Annotated in this window: 15 protein-coding genes; 9 read left to right on the top strand and 6 right to left on the bottom strand. The window is 71.5% G+C overall.

The window, feature by feature from the left end; translation table 11 throughout:
• From E2E34_RS22695 to E2E34_RS22680, 4 genes are all read right to left on the bottom strand, one after another.
• Positions 1-698, bottom strand: a 698-nt coding sequence (locus E2E34_RS22695; protein WP_138903759.1) for a TerD family protein, incomplete at its 3' end; no start/stop codon positions are given.
• A gap of 142 nt (positions 699-840) precedes the next feature.
• On the bottom strand, positions 841-1,473 hold the full coding sequence (locus E2E34_RS22690) for a TerD family protein (RefSeq protein WP_138896155.1): 633 nt from the start codon (positions 1,471-1,473) through the stop codon (positions 841-843).
• Positions 1,474-1,594: 121 nt separating this feature from the next.
• A complete protein-coding gene (gene uvrB, locus E2E34_RS22685) occupies positions 1,595-3,724 on the bottom strand; it encodes an excinuclease ABC subunit UvrB (protein ID WP_138903758.1) in 2,130 nt (709 codons plus the stop codon).
• Between the two features lie 49 nt (positions 3,725-3,773).
• Positions 3,774-4,580, bottom strand: a complete 807-nt coding sequence (locus E2E34_RS22680) for an MHYT domain-containing protein (protein ID WP_138903757.1) — start codon at positions 4,578-4,580, stop codon at positions 3,774-3,776.
• 253 nt (positions 4,581-4,833) lie between these two features.
• On the opposite strand from E2E34_RS22680, the gene E2E34_RS22675 reads away from it, so the two are divergent.
• From E2E34_RS22675 to E2E34_RS22665, 4 genes are all read left to right on the top strand, one after another.
• Positions 4,834-5,709 carry a glycerophosphodiester phosphodiesterase gene (locus tag E2E34_RS22675; RefSeq protein WP_138903756.1) on the top strand — a complete coding sequence of 292 codons (876 nt, stop codon included), beginning with the start codon at positions 4,834-4,836 and terminating at the stop codon, positions 5,707-5,709.
• Positions 5,710-5,761: 52 nt separating this feature from the next.
• Complete coding sequence (locus E2E34_RS22670; RefSeq protein WP_138903755.1) at positions 5,762-6,313, top strand: methylated-DNA--[protein]-cysteine S-methyltransferase; 552 nt, start codon at positions 5,762-5,764, stop codon at positions 6,311-6,313.
• A 73-nt stretch (positions 6,314-6,386) separates the two neighbouring features.
• A complete protein-coding gene (locus E2E34_RS35580; protein ID WP_167518355.1) occupies positions 6,387-6,551 on the top strand; it encodes a hypothetical protein in 165 nt (54 codons plus the stop codon).
• A complete protein-coding gene (locus E2E34_RS22665) occupies positions 6,548-7,999 on the top strand; it encodes an MFS transporter (RefSeq protein ID WP_208765310.1) in 1,452 nt (483 codons plus the stop codon). The genes E2E34_RS35580 and E2E34_RS22665 overlap by 4 nt, the downstream gene beginning before the upstream one ends.
• Here E2E34_RS22665 and E2E34_RS22660 read toward each other — a convergent pair.
• The gene (locus E2E34_RS22660; protein ID WP_138903754.1) at positions 7,996-8,358 is read right to left on the bottom strand and encodes a cupin domain-containing protein; all 363 of its coding nucleotides are present in this window, start codon (positions 8,356-8,358) and stop codon (positions 7,996-7,998) included. The two genes, E2E34_RS22665 and E2E34_RS22660, sit on opposite strands and share 4 nt — an antisense overlap.
• Before the next feature lie 146 nt (positions 8,359-8,504).
• Positions 8,505-8,930, bottom strand: coding sequence for a VOC family protein (locus E2E34_RS22655; RefSeq protein WP_138903753.1), 426 nt, complete (start codon positions 8,928-8,930; stop codon positions 8,505-8,507).
• A gap of 89 nt (positions 8,931-9,019) precedes the next feature.
• On the opposite strand from E2E34_RS22655, the gene E2E34_RS22650 reads away from it, so the two are divergent.
• The 5 genes from E2E34_RS22650 to E2E34_RS22625 all read left to right on the top strand — a co-directional run bounded on the left by E2E34_RS22650 (position 9,020) and on the right by E2E34_RS22625 (position 12,941).
• The gene (locus E2E34_RS22650) at positions 9,020-9,832 is read left to right on the top strand and encodes a pseudouridine-5'-phosphate glycosidase (protein WP_138903752.1); all 813 of its coding nucleotides are present in this window, start codon (positions 9,020-9,022) and stop codon (positions 9,830-9,832) included.
• Positions 9,833-10,344: 512 nt separating this feature from the next.
• Positions 10,345-11,076, top strand: coding sequence for a DUF7873 family protein (locus E2E34_RS22640; protein WP_138903751.1), 732 nt, complete (start codon positions 10,345-10,347; stop codon positions 11,074-11,076).
• A 536-nt stretch (positions 11,077-11,612) separates the two neighbouring features.
• Entirely contained in the window at positions 11,613-12,050 is a 438-nt protein-coding gene (locus tag E2E34_RS22635) for a cupin domain-containing protein (RefSeq protein WP_138903760.1), read from the top strand.
• Between the two features lie 49 nt (positions 12,051-12,099).
• Positions 12,100-12,300, top strand: a complete 201-nt coding sequence (locus E2E34_RS22630; RefSeq protein ID WP_138903750.1) for a hypothetical protein — start codon at positions 12,100-12,102, stop codon at positions 12,298-12,300.
• A gap of 2 nt (positions 12,301-12,302) precedes the next feature.
• Positions 12,303-12,941, top strand: coding sequence for a nucleoside/nucleotide kinase family protein (locus tag E2E34_RS22625; RefSeq protein WP_138903749.1), 639 nt, complete (start codon positions 12,303-12,305; stop codon positions 12,939-12,941).
• The last annotated feature ends 96 nt before the right edge of the window (positions 12,942-13,037 follow it).

Here is a 13,037-nt window from a genome sequence, read left to right as displayed (position 1 = left end):
GGGCCGGGGGTCGCGGCTGAGGCGGTCGTGGGGGACGGCGCCGCGTCGCCCTGCGCGTCGCGTCCGGCGCTCGCCGCGCGGGACGTCGTACGCCGGGCCCGGTCGTCGTTCTGGGTCCGGGGCGGCGGCGGGGCGACGGCGCGCGTCATGCCGCTGCTGACGGCGGCCTGGATGGTCGCCGCGAGCTCACGTGCCTGCGGAAGGCCCTGGTCGCCGAGCATGTCGGCGAGGCCGCCCGCGTACCCCTGGCCCACGGCGCGCACTTTCCAGACGCCCTGCCTGCGGTAGATCTCCAAGGCGACGACGGCGGACTCGCTGTCCAGGCCGGTCACGGTGTAGGTGGCGACCTCGGCGCCGTCGAGACCCGTGACCGAGACGAACGGGGCGGCGACGGCGCCGAAGCGGACCGGGCCTCCCCCGCCCGTGGGGAGGGCGAGCAGGACGTTCAGCCGGTGCACGGTCTCGGGCAGGGCTTCGAGGTCCACGGCGAGCCGGTGGTCGGCCGCGGCCTGTTTGGACACTTCGAGCCCGGGGAGGTTCGGCGAGCCGGGGTGGGCGACCCACTCCGTGCCGCGTACGGCGCCCTGCTCGTCGCAGAGCGTGGCACCGGCCACGACCGGTGTGCCGGCCGACACCCGGATCTCCAAACGGGCCTGGGGCAGGGGGTGGTTCTGCCCCCGGACCAGCTCGGCCGTCATCGCCTGTCTCCCCCGTGTCGCGTTGTCGACGGCCACAGAGGTGGCCGGTGGTGGCTTGCGTCCAGTGAGATGTGGAGCGCATGTGGTGCAGCTCCCGGCGGCCGATGCCTCCGGGAGCTGCGGGTGCTTCGGTGGTCGCCCGCTACAGGTGCGGCAGGATCGACGGCATCAGGTCCTGGAACGTACGGCCGTTGGCAGGGGTGCCGATGGCTGTCATCTGCCAGCCGGCGCCGGCGCGGTGCACCTTGGCCATGATCTGGGCGGTGTACTGGCCGCCGCCGTCGAGTGTGTAACGGGCCATCTCCTGGCCGTTGGTCTCGTCGACGATGCGGCAGAACGCGTTCTGCACTTCCTGGAACGTCTGGCCGGTGAAGGAGTTCACCGTGAAGACGATCTGGTCGATGTGCACCGGCACGCGCTGGAGGTCGACGAGGATCGCCTCGTCGTCCCCGCCCTGCCCCGCGCCGCCGACCAGGTTGTCACCGGTGTGCTTCACGGAGCCGTCGTCGCTGACGAGGTGACGGAAGAAGACGACGTCGACCGGCTGCTTGTCCGCGAACAGGACGGCCGAGGCGTCGAGGTCGACCTCCCGGGTGCGCGAGCCGAACAGCCCGCGCCGCGGCGCCGCCTGCCAGCCGAGCCCCATCCGGACGGCGGTCAGCGTGCCGCCGCCCTTCTTCTCCAGGCTGATGGCCTGACCCTTGGTCAGATTGACGCCAGGTCCCCCGGGCGCGCTGCCCTTGGATACGTCCACCACGCGCTGTCCCCTCTCCATGCTTACCCCGCGGCCCGCCCGTGTGCGTGCGGCTGTCGAGAACCCTACGCAGTGACACCCGGGCCGCCACAGTCGCGGCGTACTTTGTGTCGGTCTTGCAACACACCAGGTGTCAGGCTCGTCAGACCTGCCCCGCCTCCCTCATCTGTCGCAGTTCCCTCTTCAGCTCGCCCACCTCGTCACGCAGTCGGGCGGCTACCTCGAACTGGAGCTCGGCGGCGGCGCCGCGCATCTGCTCCGTCATCTCCTCGATGAGCGCCGCCAGTTCCGCGGCGGGGCGGTCGGTGAGCACGTCGCCCTTCTTGCCCGCCTTGGCGCCCTTGGCCGCCTTGTTGCCGAGGACCGGCACCGGGGCTTTGGCCCCCTTGCCCTCCTTGGGCTGCCGGAAGCCCGAGCCGAGGAGCTCCTCCGTGTCGACCTGCTCGCGCGCGATCGAGGCGACGATGTCGTTGATCTTCTTGCGCAGCGGCTGCGGATCGACCCCGTGCTTCGTGTTGTACGCGATCTGCTTCTCCCGGCGCCTGTTGGTCTCGTCGATGGCCTTCTCCATCGCCGGGGTGACCTTGTCGGCGTACATGTGGACCTGGCCCGAGACGTTGCGCGCCGCGCGGCCGATGGTCTGGATCAGGGACGTGCCCGAGCGCAGGAAGCCCTGCTTGTCGGCGTCGAGGATGGCCACCAGCGAGACCTCGGGCAGGTCGAGGCCCTCGCGCAGCAGATTGATGCCGACCAGGACGTCGTACTCGCCGGAGCGCAGCTCCCGCAGCAGCTCCACGCGGCGCAGCGTGTCGACGTCGCTGTGCAGGTAGCGGACCTGGATGCCCAGTTCGAGGAAGTACTCGGTGAGGTCCTCGGACATCTTCTTGGTGAGGGTGGTGACCAGGACGCGTTCGTCCCGCTCGGTGCGCTTCCTGATCTCGTGCACCAGGTCGTCGATCTGGCCCTCGGTGGGCTTGACCACGACCTCGGGGTCGATGAGGCCGGTGGGGCGGATGATCTGCTCCACGAAGCCGTCGGACCGGGAGAGTTCGTACGCGCCGGGGGTGGCGGAGAGGTACACCGCCTGGCCGATGCGCTCCTGGAACTCCTCCCACTTCAGCGGGCGGTTGTCCAGCGCGGACGGCAGCCGGAAGCCGTGGTCGACCAGGGTGCGCTTGCGGGACGCGTCGCCCTCGTACATCGCGCCGATCTGCGGGACGGTGACGTGCGACTCGTCGATGACCAGCAGGAAGTCCTCGGGGAAGTAGTCGAGGAGGGTGTGCGGCGCGGTGCCGGGGGCGCGGTCGTCCATGTGCATCGAGTAGTTCTCGATGCCGGAGCAGCTGCCGATCTGGCGCATCATCTCCAGGTCGTACGTGGTGCGCATGCGCAGACGCTGGGCCTCCAGCATCTTGCCCTGCTTCTCCATCTCGGCGAGCCGGTCCTCCAGCTCCTTCTCGATGCCGCGGACCGCCTTCTCCATGCGCTCGGGACCGGCGACGTAGTGGCTGGCGGGGAAGACGTACAGCTGCTGGTCCTCGCTGATGATCTCGCCGGTGAGCGGGTGCAGCGTGGAGAGCGCCTCGATCTCGTCGCCGAACATCTCGATCCGGACGGCCAGCTCCTCGTAGACCGGGAAGATCTCGATGGTGTCGCCGCGGACCCGGAAGGTGCCGCGGGCGAAGGCCATGTCGTTGCGCGTGTACTGGATGTCGACGAAGCGCCGCAGCAGCTGGTCGCGGTCGATCTCCTCGCCGACCTTCAGCGGCACCATGCGGTCCACGTACTCCTGCGGCGTGCCGAGGCCGTAGATGCAGGAGACGGAGGCGACCACGACGACGTCACGGCGGGTGAGCAGCGAGTTCGTCGCGGAGTGGCGCAGCCGCTCGACCTCCTCGTTGATCGAGGAGTCCTTCTCGATGTAGGTGTCCGACTGAGGGACGTACGCCTCGGGCTGGTAGTAGTCGTAGTACGAGACGAAGTACTCGACGGCGTTGTTGGGCAGCAGCTCGCGGAACTCGTTCGCCAGCTGGGCGGCGAGCGTCTTGTTCGGCGCCATGACGAGGGTGGGGCGCTGAAGCTTCTCGATCATCCAGGCGGTGGTCGCCGACTTGCCGGTGCCGGTCGCGCCGAGCAGGACGACATCCTTCTCACCTGCGCGAATACGCCGCTCCAGGTCGGCGATGGCCGCCGGCTGGTCGCCGCTGGGCTGGTAGGAACTGACGACCTCGAAGGGCGCCACCGTACGTTCGATGCTTGAAACGGGCCGCATGCATCAACCGTACGACCCGGCACTGACACTCACGTGGTGATCGCCCGGGTCACCGGCGCCAGGAGGCTTCCGCGGCCGGGCGCGGGATGCCGGCCGGGGCCCGCCCCCGCCGGCGCGGGCGGCCGCCGGCGAGCCGCGGATCGAACAGCGTCACCACGCCCGCCACGATCACGAGGATCACCGGGCCGATCAGCATCGGCGCGAGGACGGGGGCCGGCGACTCGCCCCCTCCGCTCGCGGGCTCGTGGAGATGGACGCTGAGCGCCGCCATGCCGGTGTAGTGCATGCCGCTCACCGCGAGGCCCATGACCAGGCTCGCGCCGAGAATCGGCAGGAAGCCGCGGACCGACACGGCCGCCCAGAGCGCCAGCGTCGCCGCCACCACCGCGATCACCACGGACAGCGCGACGGTGAGCGTGTCGTACTGGAGCTGGCCGCGCAGTCGCATTCCGGCCATGCCGAGGTAGTGCATGGTCGCGATCCCGAGGCCGGTTATCGTGCCGCCGGTGACCAGGGCCATGGGGGTGACGCCCCGGTGTCCGACGATGAAGACGCCGATGCCGACCATGACGACGGCGACACCGAGACTGGCGTACGTCAGGGTCGCGTCGTAACCGATCGCGGTCTCCTTCACCGCGAACCCCGTCATCGCGACGAAGTGCATGGTCCAGATGCCGGTGCCGATGGCGGCTGCGGCGAGCGAGAGCCAGCCGGCCCGCCGGCCGCGCCGCTCGTTCGTGAGTGCTCTCGCGGTGCAGCGCAGTCCCAGCGCGCCGCCGAGGCAGGCCATGAGGTACGCCGCGACCGGGGTGACGAGGCCGTAGCTGAATCCGTCGACAGTGCCAGTGCCCTGCATGCCTTTTGCGCCCTTCAGCTGCCGTCACCAGGTGGAGAAGGCCCCACTCGTGGTACCGAGGCCTGTTTTTGGCGAGAGTAGGCGGCGGCGAGTGATCAGTACACGTTTTCCCGGCAAATTCAGTGGCCGGGAGATGACACGTGACGCCCGCGCGACGTTTTCGTTCACTTCGTGGCCATCCTCCGCCTGTGCGATGTTGACTATCTGCTGTCACTCTCGGACCGTCCGTGATCGCTCCACGCGAGGAGTCCTTGTGTACGCACGCACCGCCTCCGCCGCCGCGCTTCTGGGCGCCGCCGCACTGCTGCTGCCCGCCCCGGTCACCCGGGCGGCCGGTCCCGTCGCCCGCCCCGAGGGGCCGTCCGTCATCGCTCACCGTGGCGCGTCCGCGTACGCGCCCGAGAACACGCTGGCGGCGGTCGACCTGGCTGACCGGATGGGCTTCGACTGGGTGGAGAACGACGTACAGCGCACCAAGGACGGCGAACTGGTCGTGGTCCACGACGACAGCCTGGCCAGGACGACCGACGTCGAGAAGCGCTTCCCCGGCCGGTCGCCCTGGAAGATCAAGGACTTCACCGCGGCGGAGATCGCCACGCTGGACGCGGGCAGCTGGTTCGGCCCGAAGTTCGCGGGCGCGCGCGTGCCGACCCTGAGGCAGTACGTGAACCGGGTCGAGCGCAACCACCAGAAGCTGCTGCTGGAGATCAAGAAGCCCGAGCTCTACCCGGGCATCGAGAAGGACACGCTGCGCGTCCTGCGCAGGGCGGGCTGGCTGAACCTCCACCACGTCAAGCACCGGCTCGTCATCCAGAGCTTCGGCGCGGACAGCGTGAAGGCCGTGCACGAGCAGCGGCCCGACATCACGACCGGTTTCCTCGGCGCGCCCCCGGTCGCCGAGCTGCCGAAGTACGCGCGGTTCACGGACCAGATCAATCCGCCCCACACCTCGCTCACGGCCGCGTACACGGCGGCGGTCCACCGGCTGAAGGGCGCGCACGGCAGGCAGCTCAAGGTCAACACGTGGACGGTGAACACGGCCGCGGACGCCGCCCGGGTGGACGACTTCGGCGTGGACGGGATCATCACCAACCATCCCGACATCGTGCGGGACGCCGTCGGCGACTAGCCTCCGGCGGCCTCGGCGGCCGTTGTCAGTGCCCCGCCGTACGGTGGTGCGCATGGACAGCGACGGGCGGTTCGTGGAGTGGGCGGTCATCGGCAGCGGCGACAGCGGCATAGGGCCGCTGCTCCTCGCGGCCACCGACGCGGGTCTGGTGTGCGTGGTCTTCCACGCCGGGCCGGCGGTACGGGAGAAGGTCCTCGACCAGCTGCGGACACGGCTGGGCGCCGAGGTGGGCGAGGCGCCCGGCTCCCCCAGGCTGGCCGAGCCCATACGGCAGTTCGCGGCGTACTTCGCCGGCGAGCTGCGTGACTTCGCCCTGCCGCTGGACTGGTCGCTCAGCTCCGGATTCAACCGGCAGGTGCTGCGCGAGCTGACGACCGTCCCGTACGGCACGGTCGTCGGGTACGGCGATCTGGCGGGGCGGGTCGGGCAGCCCGGGGCGGCGCAGGCGGTGGGCGCCGCCATGGGGTCGAATCCGCTGCCCGTGGTGGTGCCCTGCCACCGCGTGGTGGAGAGCGACGGCGGACTCGGCGGGTTCGGCGGGGGCCTGGAGACGAAGCGGGCGCTGCTGGCGCTCGAAGGGGTGCTGCCCCAGCCGCTGTTCTGAGGCGGGCCCGGCCGGCGACCGTGGCCGGGCATTCCCGGTTCCCTGCCCGCGTAAGGACTGGCACACTGCGGCGGTGACTACCACCCCTGCCGTGCGCGAGCCCGGACCCGGCTCCTTCGTCAGCCGTCCGCCGATCCGGGGTGCCCTGCTGCCCCCAGGTCCCGACGGGCGGCACCGGACGAGCCGCCGGATCGCGGCGGCGCCCGCCGCCGACGGGGGAAAGGCGTACACGCGGTGACCACGACCGACAAGGCGGCCGGACGGACGGCCGTGGCGGCCCCCGCGCCCGAGGCGCTGCGCGCCCTGCGGCGGCGTACCTCCGCGGTGCTCGTCGTGAGCCAGATCCTCGGCGGGCTCGGCGTGCCCATCGGCATCGCCCTCGCTCCCGTGCTGGCGGTCGAAGTCAGCGGCACCGAGGCGGTCTCGGGGCTCGCGCCGACCGCGTCCGTCGCGGGCACCGCGCTGCTGTCGATCCCGCTGGCCTCCCTGATGACCTCGCGCGGCAGGCGGCCCGGCCTCGTCCTCGCTTACCTGATCGGCGCACTCGGCGCGGGCCTCGTGGTCGTCGCGGCCGTCGTCGGGAACTTCCCCTTGCTCCTGCTCGGCATGGCGGGGTTCGGCGCCGCGTCCTCGGCCAACCTGCAGGCGCGTTTCGCCGCGGCCGACCTGGCCGAGCCCGACCGGCGCGCCCGGGCCATCTCGACGGTCGTCTGGGCCACGACGATCGGCGCGGTCCTCGGCCCCAACATCGCGGCCCCGGCGGGCCGGGCCTTCACCGGCACCTCCATACCGGGGACGGCTGGCCCGTTCCTGTGGGCCGCCGGGATCTTCCTCGTCACGGGTCTGCTCGTCGCCGTACTGCTGCGGCCCGATCCGCTCCTCACCGCCCGGGCCCTGGCCCCGGCGGAGTCGCAGTCGGCGGCGAGCCGCTCGCTGCGCGCCGGATTCGAAGCGGTGGCCGCTTCGTCGCGGGCCAGGCTCGCCCTGGTGACGGTGGCCGTCAGTCACACCGTAATGGTCTCGATCATGGTGATGACCCCCGTCGACCTGGGCCACCACGGCGCCGATCTCGAACTCGTCGGTCTGGTCATCAGCGGTCACATCGCCGGGATGTACGCGTTCTCACCGGTCATGGGCTGGCTGTCCGACCGGGTCGGCCGTCTCGCGGTCATTGGCCTGGCGGCGGGTCTCCTCTGCCTCGCCGCCCTGCTGGCCGGTACGGCGGGCCCCAGCCACGCGCAGACCGCCGCCGGGCTCTTCGTACTGGGCCTCGGCTGGTCGGCGGGGCTCGTGTCGGGCTCCGCCCTGCTGACCGACTCGGTACCGCAGCCGGCCCGCGCCGCGGTCCAGGGGCTGTCGGACCTGACCATGAACTCCGCGGCGGGCATCGGCGGCGCGGCCGCCGGCCTCGTCGTCGCGCAGGCGGGCTACGGCTGGCTCAACGCGATCGGCGCCTGCCTGCTGCTGCCGATGGCCGCGCTGGCCCTGATGGCCACCAGAGGCGGGCGGGCCGAGAGCGCGGCGGCCGAAGCGGTCGTCCCCGCGGAAACCGTCACTCCCGCCGAAGCAGTCGCCTCCGCCGGACCCGTCGACGCCGCGGGACCCGTCGCCGCCGACGGCCTCTCCGGCCCCGCCGGCCGTCCTGACCCGGCCGGCCCCGGCGACCCGGAGGGCACCGGCCGCTAGAGGCTGATGTGGTACGCCTTGCGCAGCGTCTCGTGCACCGTCCAGGTCGTACGGTCCCCCTCGCGCAGCACGCACGCGTCACCCGGACCGATCTCCAGAGTGTCGCCGCCCTCGACGGCGACGGTGGCGCGCCCGCTGACCACCACGAAGAGTTCGTTGGCCTCGGTGTCGGTCACCACGCCGGGCGTGATCTGCCAGATCCCGCGCAGCTGCTTCCCGTCGGGCGACTCCCACAGCACCTTGCCGGTCACCACCGGTTCGCCGGACACGATCTGGTCCGGGTCGAGCGGCTCCGGCTCCAGTTCGGCGTCCGGGATGTGCACAACGAAAGAAGGGGGCGTCTGATCGATTGTCGTCATGGCGCGTCACCTTAGCGGGGGCGTGCGCGGTGGCTCACCGAGGGGCGTTGTCCGTGGTGGACCCTGCTCGCGCGTATGTGTGGGGAGGCAGGGGCCCGGGTCCGGGGCGAGGCACGCAGCCCCGCCCCGGCGCGCGTCGCGTCCGGTCATTCGTCGTAGTGGCGGGCCTCGATGATGTTGCCGTCGGGGTCGCGGAAGTAGAACGAGCGTGGGGACGCCCCGTGCGCTCCGAAACTGTTGTGGGAATACGGCGAGACCGCGACGCCGTTCGCCTCCAGCCGGGCGTGCAGGGCCTCGAAGTCCTGCTTGTCCATGGCGATGCACACGTGGTTGACGGGGTGACCGGCCGTGCCCCCGGCCCCCGGGATGGCGTCCATGGAGCCCGTCATGGTGAGCGGGGCGAGGTCGAGGAGGGAATCGGCGGAGACCCGCACGGAGGGGAAGGCCGCCTTGCCCTCCGCGTACTCGGCGGTGCGCACTCCGGTCAGACCGACGGTGTTCTCGTAGAACTCCACTGAAGCGAGAGGGTCGTTGACCCACAGTACGACGTGATCAAGATGTGTTCCTGTCATGCGGACAGGCTCCTGGGTGATCGTCGCCGTGCACAAGGGGCGCGCCGCGTGACGTTTGAGGCGCCCCCCGGCGCGCCAGGGATGGGGGCATGTCTGACACCGCCGCACCGCAGATGTCCGGGGAGGTCCGGGAGGCGCTGGAGCAGCGCCGCCCCGTCGTAGCTCTCGAATCGACGATCATCGCGCACGGTCTGCCGCGCCCACGCAATCTGCGGGTCGCCGAGGAGCTGGAGGAGGTGGTACGTACCGAGGGGGCCGTTCCCGCCACCATCGCCGTGCTCGACGGCCGGGCCCATATCGGGCTGGACAAGGCCCAGTTGGACCGGGTCGCGAACGATGACTCCGTGCGGAAGCTGGGCCACCGTGACCTCGCGCCGGCGCTGGCGGCGGGTGCGAGCGGTGCGACGACCGTGTCGGCCACGGCGTTCCTGGCCGCGCGGGCGGGTCTGCGCGTCTTCGCCACCGGAGGGCTCGGCGGCGTGCACCGGGAGTGGACCGAGACGCAGGACGAGTCGGCTGATCTGGGACTGCTGGCGCGGACGCGGATCACGGTGGTGTGCGCGGGGGTCAAGTCGATACTCGACGTGCCGGCGACGTTGCAGCGGCTGGAGACGCTCGGAGTGGGAGTCCTCGGGTACGGCACGGGGAACTTCCCGGGGTTCTACCTGAGCAGTTCCGGGGAGCCGGTCGACTGGACCGTGCGGACGCCCGACGAAGTGGCCGCGGTCATGCGGGCCCAGGACGCGCTGGCCGGGCCGGAAGCGGCGCTGATCGTAGCGAATCCCGTCCCCGAGGCGGAGCAGCTGGACCCGGCGCTGCACGACCGGGTGCTGGCCGAGGCACTGGAGGAGTGCGGGAGGCGGGGAAGAGCCGGAGGATTGCGGCGCTCAGGGCGGCGGTGAAGCGTACGTCCTCGGCCTCGCGGCGGGCCGCGTCGCGTGCCCGGCGGCGGGCCCGGGCGTCCGCGTCGGCCAGGCAGGCGGCCTCGGCGCGGGCCAGGGCCGGTGCCTCGACGAGGAGGCCCTGGCGTTCGTAGCGCCGACGCCGCCGGTTGCGGCGGACGACCACCGCCCACAGCGAGCTCGCCTCACGCGCCCTGCGCGTCAGGGCCGCGTCGCCCCGGGGGAGGTGGACCAGGTGCGCCAGATCCGCGCAGTTCAGGCAGATGACGGCGTTGAATTCGAGGGTGTGGAATCGGAGCGGGCCTTGACGGCACTCGGCGCAGTGCCTGCGCCGGCGAGGTTCTGGTTCGATCACCACCAGGTCCATACGGGGAGCGTACCCAGCGGCAGTACCGAAGCAGTCGCCGTACGCTCGCGGCCGCCGCCTCGGCCCAGCGGTGCCCACGGCCGTTCCGCGGGCCTCGCGAATAATCGTTCGAGATCGGGCAGTTGATGTTGCTAGCGTCACGGACGTGGCGAAACTCAATCAGATCATCGCAGTCGAGAAAGGCGTCAAGTCCAAGGCGCAGCAGGACCTGACGGCAGCCCAGCACAGCCTCCAGAAGCCTGCGCTGCTCGCGGGCATCTCGCGTACGTACCAGGCGAAGGACGAGGAGGGCGAGCAGCTGCCGCCCGAGTCCACGCGGGTGCAGGTGCGGGCCGGCGACGTGCTGCGCGAGACCGCGAAGTCGCTGACGCGGCTGTTCGACGTGACCGCCACCAAGGACTGGGCCAACTGCACCGCCCGCGCCGACGTGACCGTCGACGGACGGGTGCTGGTGAGCGAGGCGCCGGTCTCCTATCTGCTCTTCCTGGAGAAGCAGTTGGCGGACATCAACGCCTTCGTCCGCAAGCTGCCGGTGCTGGACGCCTCCGAGGCGTGGACCCTGGACCCTTCGACCGACGACTGGAAGACCGACGCGGTACGGACGCTCCGTACGAAGAAGGTGCCGCGCAACCACGTCAAGGCGGAGGCGACCGACAAGCACCCGGCGCAGGTCGAGGTGTACTACGAGGACATCCCGGTCGGCTACTGGACGACCGTGAAGTTCTCCGGCGCGCTGACCGCCCGCCGCGTGAACGAGCTGCTCGAGCGGGTGGAGAAGCTCCAGCAGGCCGTGAAGTTCGCGCGGGAAGAGGCGAACGGCGCCGAGGTCACGGACCAGCGCGTGGGTGACGCTGTTTTCGGCTACCTGTTCGGGTAGCCTCACTGACTCCCCGGCCGCCATCGTGCGGCCGGGGTGCGCGAGGAGCGCAAGCTGAAACTGAAGTTCGTCGTGACTGCCGCGGCGCGCAACCGGAACCGGATGTGCCCGCGATCAATCTCAGACTCTTGCTCCAGACTCAGCATTCGCCGCCGATCGCCGGTTCAACCGGGCCCAGGCCCATGCGCGTCGAGATGCCGGTTCAATTCCGGCCCGCGGAGCTCGGTCCGCGGTGGTCTAAAGGCATGACACGGCGACATCACGACTGACCTGGTCCCCTTACTGGACGGCGTGCCACAGGGCGGCAACCGACAGGGCCCGGGGGCCGGCTACGCCCCCGGGCCCGCTTCCGTCGCGCGCACCCTCTGGGGTGAGGATCGACTCTCGGATACGGTGAGCCCCGATTCGGCGGTGCGGGCGAGGGGATTTCCGGTCGAACACCGTCCCCGTGCTCAGGAGTTGGAGGGGGACGGATGAGGTTCAGGGGATTGCTGCGACGTGTGCGCGGCGGCGAGCGGCGGTGGGGGCCCAAAGGAATGGTCCTCGGCGGGTGCGTCGCGGCGCTCGGCGTCGTACCGTCCGCCGCGCTCGCCACACCCGGCAGCGGCGTGACCGGAACGGTGCTGGCCAGCGGCACCTCCTCCGGGAGCATGAAGGTGGAGGCCGAGGGGGTCACCGATGTCGTCGTCCGCACGATCACCATCGCCCCGGGCGGCTCGACCGGCTGGCACCACCATCCCGGTCAGCTCATCGCCGTCGTACAGAAGGGCACGCTGTCGCGGACGCTCGGCGACTGCTCCGTCGAGACGACGAGCGCCGGCCAGTCCTTCATCGAGCCGTCCGGACCCAAGCACCGCCACATAGGCCGCAACCTGGGCACTGAGCCGGTCGTGCTGTACGTGACCTACATGCTGCCCGCCGGCAGTCCGCTCTCCGTCGACGCCGAGGCACCGGCCTGCGCGTCGGGGGAGTAGACCGGCTCGTCCGGCGGGCGCCGCCGCGCGAGCGACTAGGGTCGGCCGTATGACTTCCGATCTGTGGGCCGCGCTTCCCGCCGCCGTACGCGACAAGGTGGACGAACTCCTGGCCGAGGGGCGATCGGTCCAGGCCGTCTTCGCCGTCCGCTCCTCGGGCGTCGAGCCGCGGCCGGGCCTGCGCGCCTGCCAGGACCTGGTCGCGGAGCGGGGTGCGGCGCTCGGCGCCCGGCCGGATCCCGCTGCCTGACCGTGCGGTTCGAAGCGATCACCTGGGACCGCCTCGCCGCCGCCCTCGCCGACCGCCTCACCGGCGCGGACGAGCGGCCGTCACCCTGGCTCAGAGCCGCTCTGGACGGCGCACCCGCCGCCGGTACCGGCGAGCTGGCGGAGCGGTTGTCCCGGGCCCTGCGCCTGCGGGGGCGAACGGTCCTCGTCGTCGCGGCGGAGGACTTCCTGCGGCCGGCGTCGCTGCGCTACGAGTTCGGCAGGCAGGACCCGCACTCCTACTACGAGGGCTGGTTCGACACCGGTGCCCTGTGGCGCGAGGTCTTCACACCGCTGGAGCCCGGGGGCAGCGGACGCGTGCTGCCCGACCTGTGGGATCCGGCCACCGACCGGGCGACGCGCAGCCCGTACGTCCCCCTGCCGCCCGGCGGTGTGCTGCTGCTGCACGGCCCGATGCTCCTGCGGCACTGGTTCCCCTTCGACCTCACCGTGCACGTGCGCCTGTCGGCCGCGGCGTTGGAGCGCAGGACCGCACCGGAGGCGCGGTGGACCCTCCCCGCCTTCGCGCGCTACGAGCAGGAGGCCGCTCCGGGTGAGGCCGCCGACGTGGTGGTACGGGCAGACGACCCACGCCACCCCGCGTGGACGGGACTGCGGCGCTAGGCCCCCTGTTCCCGCGGGTGCCGGGCGCGTGCCTCCGCCCGGCACGCTCCGCACCTTCCGCGTCCGCTCCTTGCCCGGCACCGCCCCGCCCCGCGC

It is taken from the genome of Streptomyces albidochromogenes, from assembly GCF_005981925.1.
GTDB lineage: Bacteria > Actinomycetota > Actinomycetes > Streptomycetales > Streptomycetaceae > Streptomyces > Streptomyces albidochromogenes.
Note: the sequence above shows the minus strand (reverse complement) of the source record. Positions and strands in the feature narration are given on the sequence as shown.

Bases quoted from the DNA above. Each gene is read 5' to 3' on its own strand.
- E2E34_RS22680 (WP_138903757.1), bottom strand. From the start codon at position 4,580: ATGCAGGGCACTGGCACTGTCGACGGATTCAGCTACGGCCTCGTCACC.
- uvrB (WP_138903758.1), bottom strand. From the start codon at position 3,724: ATGCGGCCCGTTTCAAGCATCGAACGTACGGTGGCGCCCTTCGAGGTC.
- E2E34_RS22630 (WP_138903750.1), top strand. From the start codon at position 12,100: ATGACTTCCGATCTGTGGGCCGCGCTTCCCGCCGCCGTACGCGACAAG.
- E2E34_RS22670 (WP_138903755.1), top strand. From the start codon at position 5,762: ATGGACAGCGACGGGCGGTTCGTGGAGTGGGCGGTCATCGGCAGCGGC.
- E2E34_RS22655 (WP_138903753.1), bottom strand. From the start codon at position 8,930: ATGACAGGAACACATCTTGATCACGTCGTACTGTGGGTCAACGACCCT.
- E2E34_RS22690 (WP_138896155.1), bottom strand. From the start codon at position 1,473: ATGGAGAGGGGACAGCGCGTGGTGGACGTATCCAAGGGCAGCGCGCCC.
- E2E34_RS22635 (WP_138903760.1), top strand. From the start codon at position 11,613: ATGGTCCTCGGCGGGTGCGTCGCGGCGCTCGGCGTCGTACCGTCCGCC.
- E2E34_RS22660 (WP_138903754.1), bottom strand. From the start codon at position 8,358: ATGACGACAATCGATCAGACGCCCCCTTCTTTCGTTGTGCACATCCCG.
- E2E34_RS22650 (WP_138903752.1), top strand. From the start codon at position 9,020: ATGTCTGACACCGCCGCACCGCAGATGTCCGGGGAGGTCCGGGAGGCG.